The sequence below is a fragment of the Flavobacterium cucumis genome, from assembly GCF_900148835.1.
GTDB classification, from domain to species: Bacteria; Bacteroidota; Bacteroidia; order Flavobacteriales; family Flavobacteriaceae; genus Flavobacterium; species Flavobacterium cucumis.
Genome location: NZ_FRYK01000003.1, coordinates 65,159 through 89,711, shown reverse-complemented (window position 1 = coordinate 89,711; position 24,553 = coordinate 65,159). Strand labels below are relative to the sequence as shown.

Below are 24,553 nucleotides of genomic sequence, written 5' to 3'. Positions count from 1 at the left end.
TTCAACGGTTTCTTTATTTTCTATATTCTCAGAAATTACACATTAAAACGGAAATGCATTACATCACCATCTTTCACAATGTATTCTTTACCTTCTACTCTTAATTTTCCTGCTTCTTTTACTTTTGCTTCTGAACCGTAGTTAGAAAAATCTTCAAAAGCAATTACTTCTGCACGGATGAATCCTTTTTCAAAATCAGTGTGGATAACTCCTGCTGCTTTTGGTGCTGTATCACCGATGTTGATTGTCCAAGCGCGAACTTCTTTAACACCAGCCGTGAAATAGGTTTGTAATTTTAATAATTTGTAAGCGGCACGAATTAACACTGCCGAACCTGGCTCTGTCAAGCCCATATCTTCTAGGAACACTTGACGCTCTTCGTAGCTTTCTAATTCGGTAATATCCGCTTCTGCTCCTACTGAAAGAATAATCACTTCAGCATTTTCATCTTTTACTAATTCACGAACTTGGTCTACATACTTGTTGCCGTTTACTGCCGAAGCTTCGTCAACGTTACAAACGTATAAAACTGGCTTTGTTGTAATTAATTGGAATTCTTCCATCATCTCCACCTCATCTTGATTTTGAGGAATTACCGTACGAGCAGATTTTCCCGCTAATAAGGTTTCACGAATTCTATCTAACAACGCTTTTTCAGCTTGTGCTTCTTTATTTCCCGTTTTAGCTGCACGATTGGTTTTTTCCAAACGTTTTTCAACGGTTTCTAAGTCTTTTAATTGCAATTCGATATCGATAGTTTCTTTATCACGAATTGGATTTACATTTCCATCAACGTGTACGATATTATCGTTATCAAAACAACGTAAAACGTGAATAATAGCATTACATTCTCTAATATTTCCTAAGAATTGATTTCCTAAACCTTCTCCTTTACTTGCTCCTTTTACCAAACCTGCAATATCTACGATATCTACCGTTGCCATTTGAACACGCTCTGGTTTTACCAATTCCTCTAAACGAGCAATTCGTGGATCTGGAACGTTTACTACTCCAATATTAGGTTCTATAGTACAAAACGGAAAGTTAGCACTTTGCGCTTTTGCGTTTGATAAACAATTAAATAAAGTTGATTTTCCAACATTTGGTAATCCTACAATTCCTGCTTTCATATCTATTTTGATATTTTTTTATTAAGTGATATGTAACGCAAAGCGTTTCATTCTGAATGTAATTTTTAAAAGTGCGCAAATATACTCTAATCCGGATTAGTATCAAAGTATTAAATAAAAGGTCTTTGTTGTAAAATCAATTCATTTATTACTAGGGATATCACTCTCCGCTTCAACCTCGTTATATTCCTTACCCAATTGATCAATAATTAATTTTTCTTCATTTGTAGCAACAAAACCAGATGCAACATCCCAGTAATTGGTAAAGAAGGAGGACTTCTTATTGATTAACGATTTGTCTTTGAATATGTTTTTATCACTATACTCAAATAATTTTTTATCTAAATCGGTTACCACCATGTGATTTTTCACTTCAATGCGCACTTCTTTCTTCTTAATCCTTTTTTCAAAACCGATAACTTCCTTAGAGTTTACTAAATAATACAGATTATCAAATTCTCTAAAAGTATTTTTAAATTCAAGTTTATATACTTTTCTAGTAGCAAAGAAATTCTCCTTGTATTTCTGTAATCGTTCAGGTGAAACAGAAGAACTAAGTTCTAAAATGATTCTCTTTTTAGTATCGTATCGAATGGAAAAAGAAGATAAAATCCCTTTTGAATCATCTAAAGGAACTATTTTAATAACTAATTCATCTTCATTTGCTGAAAAGGTCTTGACATAAAATTCATATTTCTTCCTAGCACCAGCATCGAGTACCTCATCTAGATACTTAAATTGATAGTAATTTTCAATTATGTTGTTTAAATTATAACCTAAAATGTCAGCATAAAAATTACCTTCAATAAACCCAATAGCTCTATTTTGCTCTACTAAAATATCGGTCTTGATATTTCTAATAGTACCTAAAATTTGAAAATTAATTAATCCATCATTAAAAAAAACAATTTGGTCATCTTGTTTATAAAATTCTCTGAGATAGACTTTTAAATTAATTGGCAAAGAAATTCTACTTCTAGAATTAGCGACCAAACCTCTCAAAATTTCTTGAGGATGTTCTCGTGTAACAACATAATCTTCCAATTGCTCTACTATAGGCTCTAGGTAAACAATATTATTTTTTTTGTTTAAAGCAGTATATTTTACCACCATCCTCTTATATGAACCGTGAAGAAATTCCAAATCAGAAGGTCGTGACAAATTAACTATACAATTACCTTCTTTATTCGTTAAAAAGCTTTGACCACTTTTTACAGCAGTAATGGTTACCTCATCAATGGGTTGATCAGTATCAAAATCTTTAACAATAACAGCAAATTCTAAAGTTTGAGAGTACAGGAAATGACAAAAGAATAAGAACGTGAGGGAAATTTTTTTTATCATGGAACATTATTTAAAAAGTCAAAAACAATTCCGATTTGGGATAAAATTGCTTTTTAAACTAGTTTTCAAGTATAAATTTAAACAAAAAAGAGAACTTTCTGTTGAAAACTCTCTTTTTTTTGATGTTGTGACGATTACTCGTTGTGTAAAAAAGATTGTCTATTCAGCAAAGTCGCTTCGCTTTCTACATGATTATCATCAGGAACACAACAATCCACAGGACAAACTGCCGCACATTGTGGCTCTTCATGAAAACCTTTACACTCTGTACATTTTCCTGGAACAATATAGTAAATATCATCTGAAATAGGACGTTGAACGGCATCGGCGTCAACCTCTGTTCCGTCAGGTAAAATTACTTTTCCACTTAGTTTTGTACCATCTTTCCATCTCCAATCATCTGCACCTTCATAAATTGCTGTATTGGGACATTCAGGCTCGCAAGCTCCACAGTTGATACATTCGTCTGTTATAATAATTGCCATGTTAGTAACGGTATTAAGAAATTAGAATTCAGAAAAACGTGATATTCTAATATTATGATTAATTTTGCGCTACAAAAATACAATGTAAACCAAACATAAACAAGTTACAAATGTCACAAAGTGAAATAAAATCGAGTTTTGTTGAATTAGGGAATTTCTTACGTCAATTTTCTGAAGAGGGAAACGTTAAATCGGCATCGGTTTTACACAATGATTTGTTCTTCGATGACTTTGCCAACTTGATTGCTCTTTCACAATCACACAATGGTTGGTTTACACCAGAGCAAGTACAATTTAGCGTACAATCTTGGGCGAAAGCTTTAACAGAAGAAAACTTAAATCAGTGGCTTTCTAACTATGATTTTTCAAAAATTAAACCGAAAAAAGTAGGCTTAATTTTAGCTGGAAATATTCCGTTGGTAGGCTTTCATGATTTTCTTTCGGTATTGATTTCGGAACATGATGTATTGGTAAAAACCTCTTCAAATGACCAACATTTATTAAAATTTTTAGCGAAATACTTAATTTCGATTCAGCCTAAACTAAACTCTAAAATAACGTTTGCAGAAGGAAAACTAGAAGGTTTTGATGCAGTAATTGCCACAGGAAGTAATAACACCGCTCGTTATTTTGAATTTTATTTCAAAGACAAACCAAGCATCATTCGCAAAAACAGAAACTCAGTTGCCGTTTTAGATGGAACAGAATCGCATGAAGATTTAGTAAACTTAGGCAAGGATATTTTTAGATATTTTGGATTAGGATGTCGCAATGTCTCTAAAATTTTTGTTCCTAAAGGTTACAATTTTGACACTTTCTTCAATGCGATGTATGAATATCGTGATGTGATTCAGTACGAAAAATATGCGAACAACTACGATTACAACAAAGCCGTTTTCTTAATGAGTAATTTTCAATTATTAGATAATGCGTTTTTAACGATTAAAGAAGATGTGAGCTACGCCTCGCCTATTTCATCTGTCTTTTATGAATGCTATGAAGATTTAGAAGAAATTCAATTCCGATTAAATGCTGATGCAGAGCAAATTCAATGTGTGGTTTCTAAAAACTTAATTCCAAATTCAGTGGCTTTTGGTCAAACCCAACAACCTAAACTCTGGGATTATGCTGATAATGTGGATACTTTAGCGTTTTTAAATAGTTTGTAACATGAAAATTTCAAAAATTATCAAAATTCAAAAAGAGAAAGAAATACACAAACACGAACCCAATTTTAATTTGGAGGCTAAAGTAAATTCAAATCGAAAAACGTTAAAAAAGAAGAAATAAAATTGCGAAATCGTTTTTGTTAATAACATCTCATAATTATTGTAGTATTTAAAACTGTTTTTTATTAAAGATTTACGAAATTTGACTTTTAAATAAATAACTACAACTACAATGAAAAAACACAACTACAGTGCTGGTCCATGTATACTTCCGCAAGAAGTATTCGAAAAATCGGCACAAGCTATTTTAGATTTCAACAACTCCGGATTATCTATTTTAGAAATTTCACACCGCAGTAAGGATTTTGTAGCCGTGATGGACGAAGCAAGAGCTCTAGTTTTAGAACTTTTAGGATTAGAAGGAAAAGGATACGAAGTATTGTTTTTAGGCGGTGGCGCGAGCATGCAATTTTTAATGGCTCCCTATAACTTAATGAAAGTTAACGGAAAAGCAGCTTACTTAGATACCGGAACTTGGGCTAGTGGTGCTATTAAAGAAGCAAAGCATTTTGGAGAAACGGTAGTAGTAGCTTCATCAAAATCTGAAAATTACAATCATATCCCAAAAAGCTATATCATTCCTGCTGATGCAGATTATTTTCATTGTACAAGTAACAATACAATTTTTGGGACGCAAATGAAATCGTTTCCAGAAGTAAATGTTCCATTAGTATGTGATATGAGTTCGGATATTTTTTCTCGTGTTTTAGATTTTTCAAAATTTGACTTAATTTATGCTGGAGCACAAAAAAATATGGGGCCAGCAGGTGCAACACTAGTAGTTGTAAAAACGGAAATCTTAGGAAAAACTGGAAGAACAATTCCAAGCATATTAGACTATCAACAACACGTTTCTAAAGAAAGTATGTACAATACACCACCCGTATTTCCAGTTTATGCATCACTTTTAACTTTACAATGGTTGAAAAAACTAGGTGGAATTTCGGCTATTGAAAAAATCAACGAAACAAAAGCAAATTTACTTTACACTGAAATAGATCGCAATCCATTATTTAAAGGAACGGCAGCTAAAGAAGATAGAAGTAACATGAATGCAACCTTTCTATTAAATGATAAAGTACACCAAGAAAAATTTGATGCGATGTGGAAAGCGGCTGGTATTTCTGGTTTAGCTGGACATCGTTCGGTTGGTGGTTATAGAGCTTCCATGTATAATGCAATGCCAATTGAAAGTGTTCAGGTTTTGGTGGATGTAATGCAACAATTAGAGAGTAAAATTTAGTAATTAGTGACTAGCAAATAGTAACTAGCATAAAAAATAAAAATAAAATGAAAGTTTTAGCAAACGACGGAATTTCAAAAAGCGGAATTAAAGCTTTAGAAAAAGGAGGTTTTGAAGTAATTACAACAAAAGTAGCACAAGAACAAGTCGCTAATTTTATCAATACACATGATGTTAAAGTGTTGTTAGTTCGTAGTGCCACAAAAGTGAGAAAAGACATTATTGATGCTTGTCCAGGATTAAAAATCATTGGTCGTGGTGGTGTTGGAATGGATAATATTGACGTAGCTTATGCTCGTGAAAAAGGGTTACATGTAATCAACACACCTGCTTCATCGTCTGAAAGCGTGGCTGAATTGGTTTTTGCACATCTCTTTACTGGTGTTCGTTTCTTACACGATGCAAATAGAAACATGCCATTAGAAGGCGATACCAATTTTGACGGATTGAAAAAAGCATACGCCAACGGTATTGAACTTAGAGGAAAAACATTAGGAATTATTGGTTTTGGTCGTATTGGTCAAGCAGTTGCAAAAATGGCTTTAGGATTAGGCATGAAGGTAATTGCTGCTGATAAATATGTGAATGAAGCGGTAATCCGTGTGGATTTCTACAATGGACAATTCATCAATGTTGAAATTGTTACAGAATCATTAGAAGACGTAATCAAACATTCTGATTTTATCACCTTACATGTGCCTGCTCAAGATGGTTACGTACTTGATAAAGAGGAATTTCAATTAATGAAGGAAAATGTTGGAATTGTAAATTGTGCTCGTGGTGGAGTCATTAATGAAGTAGCATTAATCGAAGCATTGGACAATGAAAAAGTTTTATTTGCTGGTTTAGATGTATTTGAAAACGAACCAAATCCAGAAATTCAAATTTTAATGCACCCAAAAATTTCATTAACACCTCATATAGGTGCTGCTACTTTAGAAGCACAAGACAGAATTGGAACAGAATTAGCAGAGCAAATCATTAGTCTTTTAAAAAACAATTAATTTTTGTAACTTAGTAAGCTAAACTAAAACTATAAAATTATGTTTGACCAACTATCAGAATTAGTAAAACAATTTGGAGGCGATGCTGTCGTAAATAACCCAGCCGTGCCAAATGAACAAAATGATGCGGTAATACAAGAGGCTGGAGGTTCAATCCTCACAGGCTTAAAGGACATGGTTGCTAATGGAAATATTAACAATTTAACTGAAATTTTAAGTGGTAAAGCTGCAATTGATGGAAATAATCCTGTAGTACAGCAATTAACCGAAAAAGTAACCGGAAACTTAGGGGAGAAATTTGGTCTCTCTTCTGATGCTGCGGGTAGTGTTGCTGGAGGTTTAATCCCTCAAATTTTGGGAGGATTAATTAATAAAGCCAAAGACCCGAACCAACCTGGATTTAACATGAGCGATTTAGTAAGTGCTATTTCTGATGGAAAAGGAGGTGGTTTAATGGAAGCTGTTTCTAAATATGGTGGCCAATTTGGTTTAGATCAAAATAATGACGGAAAAGTTGATATGGGAGATGCTATGGCTGCTGTATCGAAAAAAGGAGGTTTAGGCGGACTTTTAGGAAAACTTTTTGGTAAGTAATAGCAATAAAACATTCAAAAGCATCGGTAAATCCGGTGCTTTTTTTTATCTTTATACTTTCAAAAGCAAAAATTATGAAACGTATTATTTTACTTTTGTCTGCTTTGCTTTTTGTTCTGATAGGCTGTACCATTACTCAGGACAAAAAAAGCTTTGATGATAAACCAAAACTAGAAAGCGACACTATTCGCATAGCCAATGAAGAATTAGAATATGAGGTCTTAATTTTTGATGTTGGTTTTTCGTCTTGGTTCAATAGTTTTGCAAAACCAAGAAATTACTACTCGCAATCCTATTTGGAAGCTAGAAATATATTTTGGGTATTGGAGTGGAACAGAAGAGCCATGCAACCTATGCAATATAACCCCAATCTTTATGAAATGACAATTAATTATGATAGCAGTACCAACTATGGTTATGAAGTAAATTATATGCTTTACAATTACTTAGTCTATTTTCAATTAACTAAAAACCAAAAGTTAGGAGGCTTCACTCCAAGAATCTAATCATATGAACAAACTAAAAGAACGTTGGAACATATCATCTAACTGGCAGTTAACAATAATTTTTATCGTATTTGCCATTACAGGATCAAGTGCTGCCTATCTATCTAAACCGCTAACAAACTTCTTGGGCATAACTAAAGAAAACTTATCGCTTTGGCTCTATTGGCCAATTCGGCTTTTAATAATTTTCCCCGCTTATCAAGTTCTTCTTGTAATTATTGGCGCAATTTTTGGTCAATTTGATTTTTTCTGGGAATTCGAAAAAAAAATGTTAAATCGCATGAAACTTGGTTTCATAGGAAAATATGTAGATTCAAAATTAAAAAAGGAGCAATAGCTCCTTTTTTAATTTTGTTCCTTACCTCCTTTTATGACGTAAGTATAAAACCAAGTTATGGTAAATGTTGGTATAAAATCAATAAAGGGGACTAATTCTTCAATAAAACCGAATACCCCAGCTAATTTCCCAACTGCTCCTTTAAACATCACAATCAGGAGTATTCCAGAAATTGGCGCCCAAATAAAATCAATTGCTTCTCCAAAAACAGGGACCAAATAGGATAACATTCCTATTCCATCAAACAATAAACTCAAAATTAATTTTGAGTTTTTATCGTTCTTTACAGGTTCCGCTATATTGTTCACTACTGTTGTCATTTTATGTTATGTATATACTTAACGAATATACAAAACAAATGCCAAACTACTCTTTGTGAATCATTTTATAAAAATCATCACGAAATTCTTTTTGATTAAAAACACCTCCATATTGCAAAGTTGAGGTATAACTACTTTCATCTTTAATACCGCGGCTTGAAACACACAGGTGCGTAGCTTCCATTACAACAATTACATTGTCCGTTTCTAAAACTGTTTTCAATTCCATAAAAATCTGCATAATCATGCGTTCTTGAACTTGTGGTCGCTTAGCATAATAATCTACAATTCTGTTTAGTTTTGATAGCCCTATAACTTTCCCTGACGAAACATAACCGATATGTGCTTTCCCTACAATAGGTAAAAAATGATGCTCGCAAGTAGAATTAAAACTAATATTTGCCTCCACAAGCATTTTGTCATACTGGTAAGAATTGTCAAAAACAGAAATTTTGGGTTTGTTTGCAGGATTTAATCCTGAGAAAATTTCTTGTACAAACATCTTGGCCACGCGATGTGGTGTTCCTTGCAAACTGTCATCAGTTAAATCCAAACCCAATTCTTTCATGATGATTTCAAAATGGTGTTCAATAACTTCCATTTTTTGAGCATCTGATCTATCAAAAGCATCTGATCTCAGTGGAGTTTCAACCGATGTCATTTGGTGATTATCACCTATAATATCAAATATCTCTTTTTCTATAGTTGTATTCATAACAATTTTTCCTTTCTATTTTAACTTCGATTTATAATAGGTACGTAACTTTTCTAATTTAGGTGCAATAACCATTTGACAATAACCTTGACCAGAATTTTGATTGTAATAATTCTGATGATAATCTTCTGCAGGATAAAAAACAGTAGCAGATGAAACTTTAGTCACAATCTTTTTTTCGTATAATTTTTCCTTCTCCAACAATTGAATGTAGTTGTCCGCTTTTGTTTTTTGAGCCTCCGAATGATAAAATATTTCACTTCTGTATTGGGTTCCCACATCAGCACCTTGGCGATTCAACGTGGTAGGATCATGAGTCCCAAAGAAAATTTCTAACAAATCCTCATAAGCCACTTCATTTGGATTAAATGTTATTTGTATGGCTTCCGCATGACCTGTTTCACCTGTACAAATTTCCTTGTATGTAGGATTTATGGTCTTACCTCCTATATACCCCGAAACTACTTTTTCAACTCCTTTAACTTCTAGAAAAACGGCTTCAGTACACCAAAAACAGCCTCCAGCAAATGTTGCAACTTCCATACCTTCTTTTACTTTTATTTTTACAGGTTCTTTAAATTCTTCTTCAACAATCGGTTTCTCTTTAGCTATGCAAGAACTAAAAATAAAACACAATACCAATACTATTTCTTTTCTCATAAAATCAATTTATTGTTTTGTTTAACAAATTTACATAAAAATTAAACACAAATCCTAATTTAACTAAAATTTATTATTTCAATTACGCGAATAGTTATAGAATAGTTTTTTTATTCGGCAAAATTCTTTGTTTCTTTGTACAAATGTTCCGTTATGATCACAACCAGAAATCTACATAAATATTATGATACACTTCATGTTCTAAAAGGAGTGGATTTACATATCAAGAGGGGTGAAATTGTTTCCATCGTGGGAGCTTCAGGAGCCGGAAAAACGACATTGTTACAAATTTTAGGTACTCTCGATTTACCTTCTAAAGAGCAAGATACTACACTTGAAATCAATGGTATATCTGTGTTAAATCTAAAAGACAAGGAACTATCAAAATTTAGAAATCAACATTTGGGGTTTATCTTCCAATTCCATCAATTACTACCCGAATTTACAGCGCTAGAAAATGTTTGTATTCCCGGTTTTATTGCTAATAGAAATAAAAAAGAAGTCGAAAATGAAGCCAAAAAACTACTGTATTATCTAGGTCTAGGGGAAAGAATATTTCACAAACCTAGCGAACTTTCTGGAGGAGAGCAACAGCGAGTTGCAGTGGCTAGAGCTTTGATTAACAAACCTGCCGTTATTTTTGCCGACGAACCTTCAGGAAATTTAGATACCAATACGGCACAAAATTTACACCAACTTTTCTTCAAACTTCGTGATGAGTTTGGTCAGACATTTGTAATTGTAACACACAACGAAGAACTTGCTAATATGGCAGATAGAAAACTTACGATGGTAAATGGAAACATAGTAAATTTTTAATGCCGTTCTCTAAAATGGAACCGATTGACTAACGCAATGTTTGAATCGAAATGACACCATTAGAATTAAAAGAATTTCTTGACGAAAAAGTCGAACGATATAACAATCCCAATTTTATTGAAAGCGATCCTATTCAAATACCTCACTTATATTCTGTAAAGGAAGATATTGAAATTTCAGGTTTTCTTGCCGCAACTATTGCTTGGGGAAATCGTAAAATGATTATCAATAATTCTAAGAAAATGATGGATTTGATGGGAAATTCTCCTTATGATTTTATTATGTCTCATAATAATGATGATTTAGTTAGACTAGAATCTTTTGTTCACCGAACTTTTAATGGACAAGATTTTTCTGTATTTATTAAAAGCTTAAAAAATATATATGAAAATCACGGTGGATTAGAATCCATATTTGATAAACATCAAGGAAAAGATTCAATGCAAAATGCTATCACTGAATTTAAAAAGATATTCTTTGAAATACCTCATCTTAATAGAACTGAAAAACATGTATCTGACCCAAGTAAAAATTCTTCTAGTAAAAGAATAAATATGTGGCTTCGATGGAATTGTAGAAAAGATAATAATGGTGTTGATTTGGGGATTTGGAAATCTATTTCCCCTTCTAAATTATCATGCCCGTTAGATGTACATTCAGGAAATGTGGCTAGAAAATTAAGTTTATTAACTCGCAAACAAAATGATGCTAAAGCGTTGGCTGAATTAGATGAAAATTTAAGAAAATTAGATGCAACGGACCCTGTAAAATATGATTTTGCTCTTTTTGGATTGGGCGTATTTGAAGGTTTTTAAATATCCTTTTGCTTGCTCCAAAATCCAAAAAAGTAAACGTTCTTCACAAGGCATAAGTACTCCAAAATTCAATCCAAAAAGATTCCGTACCTTTGCCAACAATTTTATTTACGCATATGAAAACTTTCCTAGAATTCGATTTACCAAAATCATTACAAAAAGCATTAGACGAATTAGGTTTTGTTCACGCTACGCCTATTCAAGAAAAATCGCATTCGGTAATTCTTTCAGGAAGAGACATGATGGGAATTGCACAAACAGGTACCGGAAAAACATTCGCCTATTTGTTACCAATTTTAAAACAATGGAAATTTCAAAATAACGAATCGCCAAGAGTAGTTATTTTAGTTCCAACGCGTGAATTAGTTGTACAAGTTGCAGAAGAAGTTGAAAAACTTACAAAATACATGAGTGTACGAACGCTAGGTATTTATGGTGGTGTGAATATCAATACACAACGAAAAGCATTAGCGGAAGGCGTTGATATTTTAGTAGGAACACCCGGTCGTGTAATGGATTTAGGATTGGATGGTGTATTGCGATTCGATGAATTACAAAAATTAGTAATCGACGAATTTGACGAAATCCTAAACTTAGGTTTCCGTGCCCAATTGACTTCAATTTTATCAATGATGCGTGGCAAAAAACAAAACATCTTATTTTCGGCAACCATGACTGAAGAAGTAGATGCCATGTTAGATGAATATTTCGAATTTCCTGAGGAAGTTTCCTTGGCACAAAGTGGAACTCCCTTAGAACAAATTGAACAAATTGTATATCAAGTTCCGAATTTCTTGACCAAATTAAACCTGTTGAAACATTTGGTTCGTGAAACCGAAGGAATGGATCGCGTGTTGATTTTCGTAAACAACAAACGTATCGTAGAATTAGTTTCAGAAACCTTAGAAAGTGAATTTCCTGAGCAATTTGGAGTAATTCACTCAAACAAATCGCAAAATTACCGTTTGAATACGATGGCAGCTTTTCAGGCAGGCGAATTAAGAGGTTTGGTTACCACAGATATCATGGCGCGTGGTTTGGATATTTCCGATATCACCCATGTTATTAACTTACAATTTACCGAAGAACCAGAAAAATACATGCACCGTATCGGTAGAACCGGTCGTGCTGACAAAACAGGTATTGCCATAAGTTTGATTTCACCAAGTGAAGTGGAACCAAAAATTGAGGTAGAATTATTAATGAATACCGAGATTAAAGAACTCCCTATCCCAGAAGATTTAAAAATAGAAGAACGCTATTTGGACTTCGAAAAGGAAAAGAAAAAAATGAAGTTCTTACTAAAAACACCTAAAAAAGAAGGTGGAGAGGCTTTTCATAAGAAAAAAGAAAAAAATACTAAAGTTAACCTAGGCGGTCCAGGAAAACGAACGCCAAGAAAAACAGAATCCAGAAACCGTGCGGTTGAGAGAAAACGTGCGGAGAAGAAAAAGAAAAGATAATATTTTAGTGATCAGTGTTCAGTTTTTAGTTGGCAGTAAAATCCGCGTAAATTTCTCCAATCCGTGTCATCTGCGTTCCAAAAAAACACCACCCAACATTTTCTGAATTCTAATTTCTAAATTCTAAATGGAATTTCGTACTTTTGACAAATTCTAATAGTAAATGCAGTTCAAACATCCAGAAATTCTCTACTTCCTTTTTCTGTTGGTCATACCAATTTTGGTGCATTTATTTCAATTACGACGTTTTAAAAAAGAATATTTTACAAACGTAAAGCTCCTTAAAGAACTTCAAATTCAAACCCGAAAAAGTTCTAAAATCAAGAAATGGTTATTGTTGGCAACACGTTTGTTGTTGTTAGCTTGTTTGATTATTGCTTTTGCCCAACCTTTTTTTGACGCCAAAGACACTACAAACAAAGGAAACGAACTCATCATTTTATTAGACAACTCGTTCTCCATGCAAGCCAAAGGAGCGAGGGGCGAATTACTAAAACGCAGCATTCAAGATTTATTAGAAGAATTACCAGAAAACCAACAATTCTCATTACTTACCAATTCTGATGTTTTTTGGGATACCGATATCAAAGCCATTCAAAAAGAATTGCAGAATTTAAACTATTCGGCAATGCCATTTCGGCTGGATTATCTGATTAATCAAGTGGAAACCAAAAAGAAAAATACTAAGAAAGACTACGTTATCATTACCGATGCAATTCAATCCGAAAGCAAAAAAGCATTGGATTTAGTAGAAAACAATGTAGTATATTTCATCCAACCTGAAGCGCAAAACAAAACCAACATAAGCATTGATAACGTTGCAATTTCACAAGTTTTAGATCAATTTTACGAATTGAAAATCACGCTTCAAGCTTTTGGAGAAACAGAAAATGAAGTGCCTCTTTCAGTTTTTAGCAACAACAAGGCAATTGCCAAAACCATTGCAAAATTTGAAAATCAAAAGACAGAAATTGCAATCACCATTCCAAAAAACGATTTTCACGGAAACATAAGTATCGAAGATAATAGCTTAAGCTACGATAACGATTATTATTTGAGCATTTCAAAACCAGAAAAAGCAAATGTAATTGCAATCGGGAGTTCAGATAAAAACAATTTCTTAAGTCGCATTTTTACAGCTGATGAATTCAATTTTAAAAGTACGGAATTGGCTACTTTAGATTACAATCAAATCGAAAATCAAGATGCAATTGTGTTAAACGAATTAGAAGATTTGCCAGTTGCTTTAGGAACAACATTGAAATCTTTTTACCAAAAAGGTGGTAATATCGTTTTGATTCCGAATGCGAAAAACACGCCGAGTTCATTAAATGCTTTCGTGAAAAACTTCGGTGGATTAAGCTATTCCCAACTTTCAACTTCTGAAAAGCAAATCACGAAAATCAACTTTAATCATCCGTTATACCAAACAGTTTTTGAGAAAAAAGTGAGTAATTTCCAATATCCAAATGTAAAAGAAAGTTTCACTTTATCAGGAATTACGAATATTTTACAATATGACGATAATTCGGTTTTCGTAGGTTCAACTACGAATCGGTTGGGAACGTTTTACGCGTTTTCGGCTCCGATAAACAAACAAAACAGTAATTTCCAAAATGCCCCTTTGATTGTTCCCACCTTTTACAACATGGGACAAAATCAAGGAAAAACAGGAATTAACGCATACACCATTGGAGAAAACGAAAACCTAATTTTAGAAACCATTTTAACCAAAGACGAAGTTGTTTCGATTCAAAAAGAAAGCTACAGTTTTATTCCAATGCAACAAATTTTGAATACCAAATGCAAACTGTCTTTTGGTGATTATCCAGAAGAAGCCGGGAATTTTGATGTCATAAAAGCAAACAATTCACTAAAGAAAATCAGTTTCAATTATCCAAGAACAGAAAGTGATTTAACGCAAGTTTCAAATGCCAATTTTGAAAATTTCACAAAAGTAAACAACATAGCCACCGTTCTAAACGACATTGCTTCCGAACGTACAAGCAATGAAATTTGGAAATGGTTTATCATTGCAACACTACTATTTTTAATAACAGAACTACTAATCCAAAAATTTGTAAAATGACGCAAGTTATTCTAAAACAAGCCAAAATTATAGACCCTTCAAGTCCGTATCACAACAAAGTGATGGACATCAAAATTGAAAATGACACGATAACGCAAATAGAAAAAGAAATCGCAGCTCCTTCAGGTTTTGAAGTAGTGAATATATCCAATTTACACGTTTCTAAAGGTTGGATGGACAGCTCTGTTTCCTTCGGAGAACCTGGCTATGAAGAGCGTGAAACTATTGAAAACGGACTAAAAGTAGCCGCTAAAAGTGGCTTTACAGCGATAGCCTTACAACCCAATTCAAACCCAACAATTGACAATCAAGCGCAAGTGCGATTTGTATTAGACAGAGCAAAAAACCACGCTACAACTTTATATCCCATCGGAGCTTTAACCAAAGGAAGTGAAGGAACAGATTTAGCAGAACTATTTGATATGAAAAACGCAGGCGCTATTGCATTTGGAGATTATAAAAAAGCCTTACAAAACGCCAACCTTCAAAAAATTGCCTTACAATATGTGCAAGATTTCGACGCAATGGTTATCGCATTTTCTCAAGACAGTACTTTAAAAGGAATTGGAATTGCTAATGAAGGCGCCGTCAGCACCAAATTAGGTATGAAAGGAATTCCTGCTTTGGCTGAAGAATTACAGGTAGCACGCAACTTATTTTTATTAGAATATACAGGAGGAAAACTACATATCCCAACTATTTCCACGCAAGGAAGTATCAAATTAATCAAAGATGCCAAAGCAAAAGGAATACAAATAACTTGTAGTGTTGCCGTTCATAATTTAGTATTAAACGAAGAAGTATTAATGGGATTTGATACCCGATACAAAGTTTCGCCCCCATTACGCGATGAAGCAACTAGAAAAGCTTTAGTAGAAGCTGTTTTGGATGGGACTATTGATTGCATTACTTCTGATCATAATCCGCTAGATATAGAGCACAAAAAATTAGAGTTCGATTTAGCTAAAGACGGAACAATTGGTTTAGAGAGTGCTTTTAGTGCTTTATTAACGGTTTTACCAATGGAAGTTGTAATAGAAAAACTAAATGCGATCAAAAGGGTTTTAAATTTAGAAAACCCAACTATAGCAACCAATAATCAAGCAGCTATTTCCCTTTTCACTACAACAGACAATTGGACATTTGGAAAAGAAAATATCCTTTCAAAATCTAAAAATTCGGCTTTCTTAGGACAAAAAATGAAAGGAAGAGCAATTGGAATTTATAACAACGGACAATTAATAATAAACTCTTAAAATAATGTAAGATGAAGGAAATCGAACAAGGTAAACAAATCGCTTGGATAAGTTATATCACTATAGTAGGCACAATCATTGCAATATTTATGAACAACGAAACAAAAAATTCTTTTGCAAGTTTTCATATCCGTCAAGCACTAGGAATTTTTCTAACATTCTTTTTATTAGGTTATCCTATTGGATATTTTGATAGTTGGATGGTTTCTGCTTCTTTTTGGACATTCATCTTTATTTTATGGTTATTCGGATTTATGAACGCTTTAAATGGTGAACAGAAACCAGTCCCTTTTCTAGGTGAATTCTATCAAAACGTATTCAAAAGTTTTTAATTTTTTTAAAACTCATAAACTCTTATAATAAGAATGAATTTACACTATCTCATACAAGAACCAAAAATAAAAAATGATAAGAATCCTTTAATACTATTGTTGCATGGTTATGGAAGCAACGAAGAAGATTTATTTTCTTTTGCTAGTGAATTACCACAAGACCATTATGTAATATCGGTTCGTGCTCCATATGATTTACAACCTTACGGACACGCTTGGTATGCGATTCATTTTGATGCAGACGAAAATAAATTTTCGGATAATGTACAAGCGAAACAGTCGGTTGAGTTAATTGCAGGTTTTATTGACGAAATCGTAAAACAATATCCAATCGATGCAAAAAATGTAACGTTAATTGGTTTCAGCCAAGGTGCCATTTTAAGTTATGCCACTGCCCTAACCTATCCTCAGAAAGTTTCAAAAGTAGTAGCGTTAAGCGGTTACTTTAATCAAGAAATTATACCTGAAGTTATTGAGACTAATGCCATTTCACATTTAAAATTCTTTGTTTCACATGGTTCGGTTGATCAAGTAATTCCCGTAGAATGGGCAAGAAAAGCAAAACCAGCTTTAGAAAATTTAGGGTTAGAAGTAGAATACCATGAATATCCTGTGGGGCATGGTGTGGCACCTCAAAATTTCTTTGATTTTAAAAATTGGTTACAACAAAAATAATAAAAGCTCTGAACGAACTTCAGAGCTTTTATTCAACCAACTAAACTAAACATTATGAGAATTATGATTTTGGAGTTACAACAGTATCCACTACGTGAATAACTCCATTTTTTTGATTCACATCGGCAATAGTAACTTTTGCACTATTTCCATTTTCGTCAGTAATATATAATTCTTTACCTTTCATCCAAGCTGTTAATGTACCACCACTAACTGTTTTTAAAGTAGCTTTTCCGTTTCCTTTTTTAATAGCAGCATCAATATCTTTAGCATTCATTTTTCCTGCTACAACATGATACGTTAAAATAGTCTGTAACGTTTTTAAATTTTCTGGTTTTAACAAGGTTTCAACTGTTCCAGCAGGTAATTTAGCAAACGCAGCATTGGTTGGGGCAAAAACAGTAAAAGGACCATCAGACATTAAAACATCAACCAATCCTGCCGCTTTTACAGCTGCTACTAATGTAGTATGGTCTTTTGAGTTAACCGCATTTTCTACAATGTTTTTACTTGGATACATAGGAGCCCCTCCTACTTCAACCGTTTTCTCTTTTGTTTGCGCATTAGAGATTGTTCCAAATAATAAACCGAAAGCAACTACAGAAGCAGCAAAAAATTTGTTCGTTTTCATAATATGTATTTTTTTTAAGTTTTATAATGACATTTACGCTAGAAATTACTTTTTGGTTTTTTTAAAATAAAAAAATGCTGTAGAGTAATGAAATTACTTTTTTAGCCAATTATTCGTTACTTTTGTTATTCAAAAAAAAAATTAAAGCTATGGCATCAATTACACTAGGAGGAAATCCTATTCACACAAATGGCGAATTGCCTGCAGTAGGTTCGAAAGCTGCTGATTTTAATTTAGTAAAAAACGACTTAGGAAATGCATCACTTGCTGATTTTACAGGATCAAAAGTGGTATTAAACATTTTTCCAAGTGTTGATACAGGAACATGCGCTGCTTCGGTAAGAAAATTTAATGAAAAAGCAAGCGCTTTAGCAAACACAAAAGTGTTATGCATTTCAAGAGATTTACCATTTGCTCAAAAACGTTTTTGTGGGGCTGAAGGTTTAGATAACGTAATCAACTTATCCGATTTCAAAGACGGTAGTTTTGGAAAAAACTATGGGTTAGAAATTACTGACGGTCCTTTAGCTGGTTTACACTCTCGTGTAGTAATCGTTTTAGATGAAAATGGTACTATTTTACACACAGAGCAAGTAAAAGAAATTGCAGACGAGCCAAATTATGATGCCGCTTTAGCTGTATTGTAAAAAGTACAACTGTCCTAAAATTATTAATTTGATTTTAGGACAGTCTTTTTAACTACCATACAAATGAAATTCAAAAAAGACGAAACCCTTTTTACAGGACGATTAAAAAGTATCGTTTTTGCAGTTAAAGGAGCAAAACAATTAGTTACTACTGAGCACAGCATCATGGTGCAATCTATAATAGTAATAATTATGATTATAGCAGGATGCTACTTTGGTATAAATCGGTATGAGTGGATGATGCAAATTCTTGTTTTCGGATTGGTATTAAGTATTGAAGGTTTAAACACCGCTGTAGAAAAAATAGCAGATTTTGTTCATCCTGATTTTCATGAACGCATTGGTTTTATCAAAGACATTGCTGCTGGCGCTGTATTCTTTGCAGCCATAACAGCCATCATCATCGGTTGCATTATTTATTTTCCATATTTGTTTTAATTTAGCTACTTTTGTACAAATTGTTGCGTTTACATGGCTAAAAAAACAACTAAAGATTCCGTAAATTCTCCTTCTGAAATCAAAGAAAAATTTTCTTGGCGTTTAAATCGTCAACAGAAATTTGTTCTGGGTATTTTATTGATTTTCTTTTCTGTAGCATTATTGTTGTCTTTTATTTCTTATTTTTTGACAGGAAATAATGATCAAAATATCGTTACCGAATTAACGAACCGAAATGTAAAAGCCGAAAATTGGTTAGGTAAATTTGGTGCTTATCTAGCAGACTTCTTCCTTTACAAAGGTTTCGGAGTAGCTTCTTTTTTATTTGTAAGAGTCCTTTTTTTAATGGGTGCCTACTTAGTATTAGACATGGCTTTATCAAAGCTAAAAAGAAGTATTTTTTGGGATTTATATCTAATTATTTTCGTGGCTGTCATTTTTGGTTTTTTCTGGGAATATATGCCTCAACTGGGAGGAACGGTTGGATATGAAATGAATCTATACATTCAAGATTATATTGGCAAAACAGGAACACTTTTAGTCCTTTTGTTTGGAATAGTCCTTTTCTTAGTTTTCAAAATTAAAATGTCGCCCGAAAGTTTTACAAAAGTTTTTGAAAAGCCACAATCAGAGCTAAATGAAGATACCGTAGCTGAAAGTACTATTACGCCATCAGAGGAGCATTCAATAATGCTAGAGGATGAAGAAATCCATTCGGAAATAGCATTAGCGCCACAAACTAATTCCAAAAAAGACTTTGTCTTGAGAGAAGACGAAGAAAAAATGGGAAATTTCGAGTTGAAAACCTATCCGTCAAATTTCGAAATCAATAAAGAAGCTTTAAAACCAACAATAGCATCAGCATCTGAATTGACATTAGACCCAAAATCTAAATCTGAAACATCCGAAATAAAAGATTTTTCAATTGAAGACAAAAGTATTCCGAAAGAAGATTTTGTAAATGAAGACGCTTTCGTAATTGAAAAAGTAGCGGAAGAAGAGGTTATTGAAGAAAACTTGGCTGCCAAATTAGTACAAGACTTTGGTCTTTTTGACCCAACATTAGAATTGTCAAATTACCAATTTCCTCCTATCGATTTATTAAAAGAATATTCTTCAGGTGGTATTACGATCAATCAAGCCGAATTAGAAGAAAACAAAAATAGAATTGTTGATACTTTAAAAAATTACAGTATTGGTATTTCACAAATTAAAGCCACAGTTGGCCCCACAGTTACTTTATACGAAATCGTACCCGAAGCAGGTATTCGTATTTCTAAGATCAAAAATTTAGAAGACGATATTGCCTTATCTCTAGCAGCTTTGGGCATTCGAATCATTGCGCCGATTCCAGGTAAAGGAACTATTGGCATTGAAGTTCCTAACAACAATCCAACCATGGTTTCCATGAAGAGTGTAATAGCTTCTCCAAAGTTTCAAACCGCTGAAATGGAATTACCAATTGCCTTAGGAAAAACCATTTCAAACGAAACATTTGTGGTAGATTTGGCCAAAATGCCCCATTTACTTATGGCTGGTGCTACAGGACAAGGAAAGTCTGTTGGATTAAATGCTGTATTAACCTCATTATTGTATAAAAAACATCCTGCCGAAGTAAAATTCGTTTTGGTGGATCCGAAAAAAGTTGAGCTTACGCTTTTCAATAAAATTGAACGCCACTATTTGGCGAAACTTCCTGATGGTGGAGATGCTATTATCACTGATAACACAAAAGTAATCAACACTTTAAATTCTTTATGTATTGAAATGGACAACCGTTATTCTTTATTAAAAGATGCGATGGTTCGTAACATCAAAGAGTACAACGAAAAATTTAGAAATCGCAAATTAAATCCAGAAAATGGGCACCGCTTTTTACCTTATATTGTTTTAGTAGTAGACGAGTTTGCTGACTTAATTATGACTGCAGGTAAAGAGGTGGAAACCCCTATTGCTCGTTTGGCACAATTAGCCCGTGCTATTGGAATTCATTTAATAGTTGCTACGCAACGTCCTTCGGTAAACGTTATTACAGGGATGATAAAGGCCAACTTCCCAGCCCGAATTGCATTTCGGGTAACATCAAAAATTGATTCAAGAACGATTTTAGATTCTGGAGGTGCTGATCAATTAATAGGTCGAGGTGATTTATTATATACGCAAGGAAATGAAATTGTGCGAGTACAATGCGCCTTTGTAGACACACCTGAAGTAGATAAAATTTGTGATTTCATCGGAGCACAAAAAGCTTATCCAGAAGCGTATTTACTTCCAGAATATGTGGGTGAAGAAAGTGGCATAAAACTTGATATAGACATATCCGAAAGGGATTCTTTGTTTAGAGAAGCCGCAGAAGTAATTGTAACAGCACAACAAGGAAGTGCTTCTTTAATACAACGAAAATTAAAATTAGGCTACAACAGAGCAGGCCGCTTGATTGATCAATTAGAAGCTGCTGGAATTGTAGGCCCTTTTGAAGGCAGCAAGGCCCGATCGGTTTTAATACCAGATTTAACTACTCTAGAACATTTTTTAAATAATGAATAAAAGTAAATAAAATGACACGTTTTTTTCAAGTTACAATCGCACTACTTCTAGGTTTTTCAATACAAGCTCAAGATGCTAAAAAAGCTAAGGAATTACTAGATGAAGTTTCTTCTAAAGTTAAATCCTATGACAATATTGTGATTGATTTTAAATACGCCCTACATAATCCAAAAGAAAATATTAACCAAGAAAGCAAAGGTAATGTAGCGCTTCAAGGGAATTTATACAATCTTAGCTTTATGGGAGTTACTAAAATATTTGATGGAAAAAAAGTTTATACAATCGTTCCAGAAGATGAAGAAATTACCGTGGCTAATTTTGATGCTAATGATGAAAATGCCATAACCCCAAATAAGATGTTGACCTTTTTTAATTCGGGTTATCGATATGCTTGGGATATTCTTCAAAATGTGAAAGGAAGAAAAATTCAATATGTAAAATTGATACCCAATAGTAGTAAAGACCAACGAAAAGAAATTTTAATTGGTATTGACGTTCAAACCAAACATATTTACACAGTTATTGAAGTAGGTAAAAATGGAACAAAAACTACTTTAACTGTTAATTCTTTTAAAACAAATCAGCCATTATCGAAAAATCATTTTACCTTTACCAAGTCAAAATACCCTAATTATTACATCAATAAATTAGACTAATTTCGTTCGGGTGAAAATATTAGATAAATACATCATTAAATCTTTCATGATTACATTTACTTCGGTATTTGTAATCTTGTTTTTTATATTCGTTTTACAAGGAATTTGGCTTTTCATTGCTGAACTGGCTGGTAAAGATTTGGACTTTTTTACTATAATTAAATTTTTATCTTTTTACGCTCCTACAATCGTACCTATGGTTTTACCATTATCGGTTTTACTCGCTTCTATTATGACTTTTGGTAGTTTTGCTGAGAATTATGAATTCGCTGCTATGAAATCTTCAGGTATTTCGCTTCAACGCGCCATGAAAATGTTAACCATTAGCATTGGATTTTTATCTATAATTGCTTTTTTCTTTGCTAACAATGTAATTCCTGATGCACAATTTCGATTCATAAATTTGCGAAAAAATATTGTACAGCAAAAACCTGCAATGGCTATTGTAGAGGGTCAGTTTGAAACCATAGGTACCTCTAACATTAAAGTAGACAAAAAATCAGGAGATAATGGTGAAATTTTAGAAGGAGTAACCATGCACGTGAAAAACAATAAAATGGGGCTTGGTGCCAATACTATCATTAAAGCCAAAAGAGGATTGCTAGTTAGTGAAGACAATTCTAATTATTTACAATTAGAATTATACGATGGGTATTACTATGAAGACATTCATCCAAAAAAATATGAGGAACGTAAGCGATTACCGTTTGCTAAAAGTAGTTTTAAAAAATATGTCATCAATATCGATTTAACCAAGCTGAATCAAACGGACTTGGAAAACGGTGACATTACCTCTGAAAAAATGTTAACCGTAACCGAATTAAAATATACTGTAGATTCTTTACAAAAAAACTACAACAAAGACATGGTTTCTTATGCAGATAACATTATTCAAAGAAATAATGATGTTTTTAGAGAGCGACCAAAAGTTGAAAAGACAGCCAAAACAAACAAAACAGAAGATTTATTAACTATTTTTTCTGAAGCAGATAAAAGAAGGATTATTGAGACTGCTAAAAATAATATTTCAAGTATATCCTTTAATATTCAAAACAATAAAATTGAATTAGAAAGCAAATCAAAAAGCATAAACAATCATTGGTTAGCCATTTATGAAAAATTTATAATTGCATATTCTTGCTTGTTAATGTTTTTTATTGGAGCACCACTAGGAGCAATTATTCGTAAAGGAGGTTTAGGGCTACCTATCGTATTTGCTATGCTGATTTTTATTACATTCCATTTTATAAACACCTTTGGAAGAAAACTGGCTCAAGAAGATAGTATCCCAGCAATTCTAGGATCTTCAATGTCATCTTTGGTATTAACCCCATTTGCCATACTTTTAACCTATAGAGCCACGAATGACATTGGAATCATGATCAACTTTGATTGGATAACTGACCCATTTGTAAAATTATTTTCAAAAATAACTCAAAACAAAAACGACAACAACTAATACAGCATCATGTCTAAAAACATACAACTAAACACGATTGAAGAAGCTATTGAAGACATCCGTCAAGGAAAAGTAATTATAGTAGTAGATGATGAAGATAGAGAAAATGAAGGTGACTTCTTGGCTGCAGCCGAAAAAGTAACACCAGAAATGATTAACTTCATGGCAACCCATGGTAGGGGATTAATTTGCGCACCATTAACAGAGTCACGTTGTAAGGAACTAGACCTGCATGCTATGGTACGTAACAACACGGATCACATGGAAACTGCTTTCACTGTTTCTGTCGACTTAAAAGGAAACGGAGTATCAACAGGTATTTCAGCATCTGATAGAGCGAAAACAATTCAAGCTTTGATAGATCCCGAAACAAAACCTTTTGATTTAGCACGCCCAGGACATATTTTCCCGCTAATTGCTAAACAAGGTGGTGTTTTGAGAAGAACCGGGCACACCGAGGCCGCTATAGATTTTGCTCGTTTAGCAGGATTCAAACCTGCAGGAGTAATTGTTGAAATCATGAATGAAGATGGAACGATGGCACGTTTGCCTGAACTTGTTGAAGTAGCTAAAAAATTCGATCTAAAGTTGGTTTCTATTGAAGATTTAGTGGCTTACCGCATGCAACACGATAGTTTGATTCAAAAGAAAGAGGACTTTGATGTTCAAACTCGTTTTGGAACTTTTAGAATGCGTGCCTATTTACAAACCACTAACAAACAAGTTCATATTGCATTGACAAAAGGAACTTGGAATTCAGGAGAACCCGTATTAACCCGTATTAATACAACTCAGGTTAATAATGATATTTTAGGCACGCTAACTAGTGACAATGACAAAAAACTAGATGATATTTTCAACAAAATAAATGAAGCTGAAAAAGGGGCCATAATTTTTATCAATCAGGAAGTAAAATCACTAGAATTATTGGACCGAATTACTGAATTAAAAACGCTACAAAACCAAGGAGAAATGAGAGCTCCACAAATTAAAATGGACAGTAAAGACTTTGGAATCGGAGCACAAATACTTCATGATTTAGATATTTCTAAAATTGAACTATTATCAAACAGTTCGGCTCAAACCAAACGAGTAGGTATGATTGGATATGGTCTTGAAATTACAGAATATGTAAGTTATTAAGAATAAAAAGGTCTAG

Annotated in this window: 26 protein-coding genes; 19 read left to right on the top strand and 7 right to left on the bottom strand. The window is 33.3% G+C overall.

Annotation, left to right across the window (positions count from 1 at the left end; translation table 11 throughout):
• Positions 1-35 precede the first annotated feature (35 nt).
• The 3 genes from ychF to BUE95_RS09195 all read right to left on the bottom strand — a co-directional run bounded on the left by ychF (position 36) and on the right by BUE95_RS09195 (position 2,959).
• Complete coding sequence (gene ychF / locus BUE95_RS09205; RefSeq protein ID WP_073583712.1) at positions 36-1,130, bottom strand: redox-regulated ATPase YchF; 1,095 nt, start codon at positions 1,128-1,130, stop codon at positions 36-38.
• A gap of 141 nt (positions 1,131-1,271) precedes the next feature.
• Positions 1,272-2,474 carry a hypothetical protein gene (locus BUE95_RS09200; RefSeq protein WP_073583710.1) on the bottom strand — a complete coding sequence of 401 codons (1,203 nt, stop codon included), beginning with the start codon at positions 2,472-2,474 and terminating at the stop codon, positions 1,272-1,274.
• A gap of 134 nt (positions 2,475-2,608) precedes the next feature.
• A complete protein-coding gene (locus tag BUE95_RS09195; protein ID WP_073583708.1) occupies positions 2,609-2,959 on the bottom strand; it encodes a 4Fe-4S dicluster domain-containing protein in 351 nt (116 codons plus the stop codon).
• A 110-nt stretch (positions 2,960-3,069) separates the two neighbouring features.
• Between BUE95_RS09195 and BUE95_RS09190 the strand changes: the two genes are divergently transcribed.
• From BUE95_RS09190 to BUE95_RS09165, 6 genes are all read left to right on the top strand, one after another.
• The gene (locus BUE95_RS09190) at positions 3,070-4,128 is read left to right on the top strand and encodes an acyl-CoA reductase (protein ID WP_073583706.1); all 1,059 of its coding nucleotides are present in this window, start codon (positions 3,070-3,072) and stop codon (positions 4,126-4,128) included.
• 232 nt (positions 4,129-4,360) lie between these two features.
• Complete coding sequence (gene serC, locus BUE95_RS09185) at positions 4,361-5,431, top strand: 3-phosphoserine/phosphohydroxythreonine transaminase (RefSeq protein WP_073583704.1); 1,071 nt, start codon at positions 4,361-4,363, stop codon at positions 5,429-5,431.
• Positions 5,432-5,478: 47 nt separating this feature from the next.
• A complete protein-coding gene (locus BUE95_RS09180; protein WP_073583702.1) occupies positions 5,479-6,435 on the top strand; it encodes a D-2-hydroxyacid dehydrogenase in 957 nt (318 codons plus the stop codon).
• Positions 6,436-6,474: 39 nt separating this feature from the next.
• The gene (locus BUE95_RS09175) at positions 6,475-7,029 is read left to right on the top strand and encodes a DUF937 domain-containing protein (protein WP_073583700.1); all 555 of its coding nucleotides are present in this window, start codon (positions 6,475-6,477) and stop codon (positions 7,027-7,029) included.
• Between the two features lie 74 nt (positions 7,030-7,103).
• Positions 7,104-7,535 carry a DUF6146 family protein gene (locus BUE95_RS09170; protein WP_073583698.1) on the top strand — a complete coding sequence of 144 codons (432 nt, stop codon included), beginning with the start codon at positions 7,104-7,106 and terminating at the stop codon, positions 7,533-7,535.
• A 4-nt stretch (positions 7,536-7,539) separates the two neighbouring features.
• The gene (locus tag BUE95_RS09165) at positions 7,540-7,872 is read left to right on the top strand and encodes a DUF6787 family protein (protein WP_073583696.1); all 333 of its coding nucleotides are present in this window, start codon (positions 7,540-7,542) and stop codon (positions 7,870-7,872) included.
• An 8-nt stretch (positions 7,873-7,880) separates the two neighbouring features.
• Here the strand turns inward: BUE95_RS09165 and BUE95_RS09160 are convergent, their stop codons facing one another.
• The 3 genes from BUE95_RS09160 to msrA are packed head-to-tail and all read right to left on the bottom strand — an operon-like array spanning position 7,881 to position 9,450.
• Entirely contained in the window at positions 7,881-8,192 is a 312-nt protein-coding gene (locus tag BUE95_RS09160; protein WP_073583694.1) for a hypothetical protein, read from the bottom strand.
• A 46-nt stretch (positions 8,193-8,238) separates the two neighbouring features.
• On the bottom strand, positions 8,239-8,907 hold the full coding sequence (folE, locus tag BUE95_RS09155) for a GTP cyclohydrolase I FolE (RefSeq protein WP_073583692.1): 669 nt from the start codon (positions 8,905-8,907) through the stop codon (positions 8,239-8,241).
• Positions 8,908-8,922: 15 nt separating this feature from the next.
• Positions 8,923-9,450: a peptide-methionine (S)-S-oxide reductase MsrA gene (gene msrA, locus BUE95_RS09150; protein ID WP_200778616.1), complete on the bottom strand. Its 528-nt coding sequence runs from the start codon at positions 9,448-9,450 to the stop codon at positions 8,923-8,925.
• Positions 9,451-9,720: 270 nt separating this feature from the next.
• Here msrA and BUE95_RS09145 point away from each other — a divergent pair, with 270 nt between their 5' ends.
• The 7 genes from BUE95_RS09145 (at position 9,721) to BUE95_RS09115 (ending at position 17,016) form a co-directional block, all read left to right on the top strand.
• On the top strand, positions 9,721-10,386 hold the full coding sequence (locus BUE95_RS09145; RefSeq protein ID WP_073583688.1) for an ABC transporter ATP-binding protein: 666 nt from the start codon (positions 9,721-9,723) through the stop codon (positions 10,384-10,386).
• 50 nt (positions 10,387-10,436) lie between these two features.
• Entirely contained in the window at positions 10,437-11,201 is a 765-nt protein-coding gene (locus BUE95_RS09140) for a TIGR02757 family protein (RefSeq protein WP_073583686.1), read from the top strand.
• A gap of 116 nt (positions 11,202-11,317) precedes the next feature.
• Positions 11,318-12,664, top strand: a complete 1,347-nt coding sequence (locus BUE95_RS09135; protein ID WP_073583684.1) for a DEAD/DEAH box helicase — start codon at positions 11,318-11,320, stop codon at positions 12,662-12,664.
• 163 nt (positions 12,665-12,827) lie between these two features.
• Positions 12,828-14,753, top strand: a complete 1,926-nt coding sequence (locus BUE95_RS09130; RefSeq protein ID WP_073583682.1) for a vWA domain-containing protein — start codon at positions 12,828-12,830, stop codon at positions 14,751-14,753.
• Positions 14,750-16,009 carry a dihydroorotase gene (locus BUE95_RS09125; protein ID WP_073584178.1) on the top strand — a complete coding sequence of 420 codons (1,260 nt, stop codon included), beginning with the start codon at positions 14,750-14,752 and terminating at the stop codon, positions 16,007-16,009. Before BUE95_RS09130 ends, BUE95_RS09125 begins: the two co-directional genes overlap by 4 nt.
• Positions 16,010-16,020: 11 nt before the next feature.
• Positions 16,021-16,341: a hypothetical protein gene (locus tag BUE95_RS09120; protein WP_073583680.1), complete on the top strand. Its 321-nt coding sequence runs from the start codon at positions 16,021-16,023 to the stop codon at positions 16,339-16,341.
• Positions 16,342-16,374: 33 nt separating this feature from the next.
• Positions 16,375-17,016, top strand: coding sequence for an alpha/beta hydrolase (locus BUE95_RS09115; protein ID WP_073583678.1), 642 nt, complete (start codon positions 16,375-16,377; stop codon positions 17,014-17,016).
• Between the two features lie 61 nt (positions 17,017-17,077).
• Here BUE95_RS09115 and BUE95_RS09110 read toward each other — a convergent pair whose 3' ends face one another.
• Positions 17,078-17,647: a fasciclin domain-containing protein gene (locus tag BUE95_RS09110; RefSeq protein ID WP_073583676.1), complete on the bottom strand. Its 570-nt coding sequence runs from the start codon at positions 17,645-17,647 to the stop codon at positions 17,078-17,080.
• Positions 17,648-17,796: 149 nt separating this feature from the next.
• Between BUE95_RS09110 and tpx the strand changes: the two genes are divergently transcribed.
• The 6 genes from tpx (at position 17,797) to ribB (ending at position 24,537) form a co-directional block, all read left to right on the top strand.
• Complete coding sequence (tpx, locus tag BUE95_RS09105) at positions 17,797-18,294, top strand: thiol peroxidase (RefSeq protein ID WP_073584176.1); 498 nt, start codon at positions 17,797-17,799, stop codon at positions 18,292-18,294.
• Positions 18,295-18,357: 63 nt separating this feature from the next.
• Positions 18,358-18,732, top strand: coding sequence for a diacylglycerol kinase family protein (locus BUE95_RS09100; protein WP_073583674.1), 375 nt, complete (start codon positions 18,358-18,360; stop codon positions 18,730-18,732).
• 33 nt (positions 18,733-18,765) lie between these two features.
• Positions 18,766-21,279, top strand: coding sequence for a DNA translocase FtsK (locus tag BUE95_RS09095; RefSeq protein ID WP_073583672.1), 2,514 nt, complete (start codon positions 18,766-18,768; stop codon positions 21,277-21,279).
• An 11-nt stretch (positions 21,280-21,290) separates the two neighbouring features.
• Entirely contained in the window at positions 21,291-21,935 is a 645-nt protein-coding gene (locus BUE95_RS09090) for an outer membrane lipoprotein periplasmic chaperone LolA1 (RefSeq protein WP_073583670.1), read from the top strand.
• A 10-nt stretch (positions 21,936-21,945) separates the two neighbouring features.
• The gene (locus tag BUE95_RS09085; protein ID WP_073583668.1) at positions 21,946-23,394 is read left to right on the top strand and encodes an LptF/LptG family permease; all 1,449 of its coding nucleotides are present in this window, start codon (positions 21,946-21,948) and stop codon (positions 23,392-23,394) included.
• Between the two features lie 9 nt (positions 23,395-23,403).
• Positions 23,404-24,537: a 3,4-dihydroxy-2-butanone-4-phosphate synthase gene (gene ribB / locus BUE95_RS09080; RefSeq protein ID WP_143165262.1), complete on the top strand. Its 1,134-nt coding sequence runs from the start codon at positions 23,404-23,406 to the stop codon at positions 24,535-24,537.
• Positions 24,538-24,553 lie beyond the last annotated feature (16 nt).